Origin of the sequence: Escherichia sp. Lx600-2 (assembly GCF_036662595.1) — a bacterium.
Taxonomy (GTDB): domain Bacteria; phylum Pseudomonadota; class Gammaproteobacteria; order Enterobacterales; family Enterobacteriaceae; genus Escherichia; species Escherichia coli.
Map to the genome: position 1 here is coordinate 1 of NZ_JAYQWM010000163.1, position 3985 is coordinate 3985.

At 38.6% G+C, this 3985-nt stretch carries 5 protein-coding genes; all 5 read left to right on the plus strand.

All coding sequences use genetic code 11. The annotated features are described in order from the left end of the window. The coding region (locus tag OQV04_RS23740) for a sugar nucleotide-binding protein (RefSeq protein WP_332643088.1) at positions 1-776 on the plus strand (776 nt) is incomplete at its 5' end. A gap of 6 nt (positions 777-782) precedes the next feature. Continuing rightward, the gene (locus OQV04_RS23745) at positions 783-1811 is read left to right on the plus strand and encodes a GDP-mannose 4,6-dehydratase (protein WP_001575903.1); all 1029 of its coding nucleotides are present in this window, start codon (positions 783-785) and stop codon (positions 1809-1811) included. A gap of 16 nt (positions 1812-1827) precedes the next feature. Continuing rightward, a complete protein-coding gene (locus tag OQV04_RS23750; protein ID WP_001575902.1) occupies positions 1828-2856 on the plus strand; it encodes a GHMP family kinase ATP-binding protein in 1029 nt (342 codons plus the stop codon). Beyond that, positions 2844-3434, plus strand: coding sequence for a D-sedoheptulose-7-phosphate isomerase (locus OQV04_RS23755; protein ID WP_001575900.1), 591 nt, complete (start codon positions 2844-2846; stop codon positions 3432-3434). Before OQV04_RS23750 ends, OQV04_RS23755 begins: the two co-directional genes overlap by 13 nt. 2 nt (positions 3435-3436) lie before the next feature. Beyond that, positions 3437-3985: nucleotidyltransferase family protein (locus OQV04_RS23760; protein ID WP_332643091.1), on the plus strand; the 549-nt coding region annotated here is incomplete at its 3' end.

Sequence of the window (3985 nt, forward strand, 5' to 3'; positions counted from 1 at the left end):
TTCTTAGTGATGCTTTTTCGCTGGTAACAGTTGGAAGAAAAAATTCAGATATTCATTTTGATCTGGAAACTGGTGAATTTAATGATTTACTGGATCAAGTAAACAATGATGACACCATCATTTTTCTTTCAGCAGTCTCTGCGCCTGATCAATGTGAGAAAAACTATGACGTTGCGCATAAGATTAATGTGAAAAATACAATTACTTTGATATCTGAATTACTTAAAAAAAATGCGCGAGTGATTTTCTCATCAAGTGATGTTGTATTTGGTGGTACATCTGATGTGTGCACTGAAATGTCAGAACGAAAACCATTTGGCAAATATGGTCAAATGAAATGTGAAGTTGAAGAACATTTTTCAAATAACCCTGGGTTCTTCGTAATACGATTTTCGTACATTTTAGGGAAAGGTGATAAATTCTCTGAAATGGTAAAAGAGCACAGTTTGAATAGTAAATTATTAGATGTATTTGATGGTTTTGAGCGCAGTGTTGTTTCAATTAATGATGTATTGTTAGGCATCAAAAATATTATATTGAATTGGAGCCAAATTGATACTCGCATCGTTAATTTCTCCGGCCCGGATCTTGTCAGTCGACAACAGATTGTTTTGGCGCTAGCGCAGGAAAAATTTCCAGAACTGCAGTATCAATTTACAGATGCGCCAGAATCATTTTGGCTGGGTAGGCCAAAAAAAATTAATACCAAAAGTCGTTTTCTCGAATCTATTCTTGATAGATCATGTGAATCATATTTAAACGTTATTAAGGGGTAAGCATATATGAATAATGTATTAATTACAGGATTCACTGGACAAGTTGGTTCTCAATTAGCAGATTATATTTTAGAGAATACAACCGACACAGTAATTGGAATGATGCGTTGGCAAGAGCCAATGGATAATATCTATCATTTAACAGACCGGATTAATAAAAAGGATAGAGTATTCATCCAATACGCAGACCTTAATGACTATACTTCCATGTATAACTTAATTGAAGCGAAGCGTCCAAAATTCATTTTCCACCTTGCTGCGCAGTCATTTCCCCGCACCTCATTCGATATTCCGATCGAGACCTTGCAGACCAATATTATTGGTACTGCCAATCTGTTGGAATGCATTAAAAAACTAAAACAACAAGATGGTTATGATCCTGTTGTTCATGTTTGTTCTTCTAGTGAAGTTTATGGTAGAGCAAAAGTAGGTGAAGCTTTAAACGAAGATACGCAGTTCCATGGCGCTAGCCCTTACAGCATTAGTAAAATTGGTACCGATTATTTAGGGCGTTTTTATGGCGAGGCATATGGGTTGCGTACATTTATCACTCGCATGGGCACACATACAGGCCCACGCCGTAGTGATGTATTTTTCGAAAGTACTGTTGCCAAGCAGATTGCCTTGATCGAAGCTGGACATCAGGAACCAAAATTAAAAGTTGGCAATTTAGCAAGCGTACGTACTTTCCAAGATGCTAGAGACGCTGTGCGTGCATACTATTTATTAGCTCTGGAGAGCGAAAAAGGGAATGTTCCTTTCGGCGAAGCATTTAATATTGCAGGTGAAGAAGCATTCAAACTTCCTGAGGTTATAGACCTTTTACTGAGCTTTAGCACTCGTGACGATATTGAAGTTGTTACAGATACAGATCGCCTGCGTCCAATTGATGCCGATTACCAAATGTTTGATAATACTAAAATCAGGAATTTCATTGACTGGAAACCAGAAATAAAAGCGACAGATATGTTTCGTGATTTACTCCAGCACTGGAGAAAAGAAATCGCATCTGGCCGCATTCCTCTGAATCGTTAATAGGGATTCTTTTGTTATGAAAGTTAGAAGCAAAGCGCCTCTACGTTTAGGCATTGCAGGAGGTGGGACAGATGTTTCACCTTATAGCGATACATTCGGTGGGTGTGTACTGAATGCGACCATCAATATGTATGCGTATGCTTACATTGATGATGAGCTTGAAGGTAGTAAAGTTATTTTTGAGGCAACCGACCTTAATATCAGAGAAGAGATTGATCTTACCAATGGTGTAACGATTGAAGGGAAGCTAAAACTGCATCGAGCAGTTTACCTTCGAGTCATGAATGATTATTTTGACGGCGAATTAAAACCGGTTCGTATCATTACTCATTCTGACGCTCCTGCAGGTAGCGGTTTGGGGTCATCATCGACGGTTGTTGTTTCAATGCTTGAAGGACTACGGCAAATGTATTCTCTGCCTCTTGGAGAATATGATCTGGCCCAGTTAGCATTCAAGATTGAGCGAGTAGACTGTGGTTTATCAGGTGGTAAACAAGATCAGTATGCTGCAACATTTGGTGGTTTTAATTTCATGGAGTTTTATGAAGGTAATCGCGTTATTGTTAACCCACTTAGAATTCGTAGATATATAATAAATGAGTTAGAGTCATCCCTGATTCTTTATTTTACAGGGGCTTCGAGAGACTCTGCGAAAATTATTGATGACCAGATTAGATCTTTAGAGAGTGACAAAGAGTCTAAACTGATGGCTATGCATAAAGTTAAAGAATCAGCATATCAGATTAAAGAACACTTACTCAAATCTGATATCGATGCTATGGCCGCGACATTCCTGGATGCATGGGAAAGTAAGAAAAACACCTCATCGTCAATCAGTAATCCGATGATTGAGAAAATCGAGAAGGAAGTGTTTAGTATCGGTGTTAAGTCAATGAAAGTTTCAGGTGCCGGTGGCGGTGGTTTTATGATGCTATTCGTTGAACCGGAGCGAAAACAGTTGATCGAACGTAAACTACAAGAGTTTGGTGGCGAAGTCTATAAATTCCAATTTGTCGAGGATGGAGCATATTCATGGACAATGTAAATTATATTAAAGCATATCTTGATGACAGCATTGCAGTAAAAAAATTGCTTCAGGAATCTGACAGTGTATTGAGCCAAATCTCTTTAGTTGCAGATTTGATTATCAATGCATATAAAAACGGGAATAAAGTAATTCTTGCCGGGAATGGTGGTAGTGCTGCTGATTCTCAGCATATCGCGGCTGAGTTCGTCAGTCGCTTCTTTTTCGATAGACCAGGATTACCAGCCATTGCTATCACCACTGATACCTCGATGCTAACGGCTATCGGCAATGACTACGGATTTGATAAACTATTTGCAAGACAACTGCAAGCTCAAAGCAAGCCAGGTGATGTTTTCATTGGCATCAGTACTTCAGGTAACTCCGTTAATATCATTAACGCGATGGAACTGGCAAAAGAACTGGGTGTGACAAGCGTGGCGCTATGTGGTGAAGCAGGTAAGCTTAAAGATTTGGTAGACTATTCAATTAATGTACCTTCTAAAATTACACCATACATTCAAGAATGCCATATTTGCATTGGTCATATGATCTGCGCAATTGTTGAACGTGCCATTTTCAAACCAGAAGATAAATAATTATGTATGATGTAGTTATTTTGGCAGGAGGGCTAGGTACTCGTCTGAAGAGTGTTAGTGGCGAGCTTCCTAAGCCAATGGTAGATATTTCAGGGCAACCATTTCTTTATCGTCTAATGACGTATCTTGAAAAACAAGGAGCTACCAGAATTATACTATCATTATCCTACAAAGCTGACTATATCATCGACAGGGTTGTCCATGACAACCCTGTTGGTTGTGAGGTTGACTTTGTTGTCGAAAAAGAACCTCTAGGAACTGGTGGCGCAATTAAATATGCCAGTTCTAAAGTCAGAACGGATAAATTCATTGTTCTTAATGGTGATACGTACTGCGAGCTTAATTATAGTGACTTCATAGAAGCTTCGAAGGGAACAGATCTTCTAATATCTGGTGTCGAAGTTAATGATGTCGCTCGTTATGGTAGTTTAGATTTAGATGAGAAATCTAATGTTAATGCTATGGTAGAAAAGGGAAGAACTGGCCCTGGAATTATTAACAGTGGAATTTATATTGTCTCAAAGGAAATTATGAGCAAGTTTGCTGGGAAT

Coding starts and splice junctions, on each gene's coding strand:
- OQV04_RS23745 (WP_001575903.1), top strand. CDS start 783: ATGAATAATGTATTAATTACAGGATTCACTGGACAAGTTGGTTCTCAA.
- OQV04_RS23750 (WP_001575902.1), top strand. CDS start 1,828: ATGAAAGTTAGAAGCAAAGCGCCTCTACGTTTAGGCATTGCAGGAGGT.
- OQV04_RS23755 (WP_001575900.1), top strand. CDS start 2,844: ATGGACAATGTAAATTATATTAAAGCATATCTTGATGACAGCATTGCA.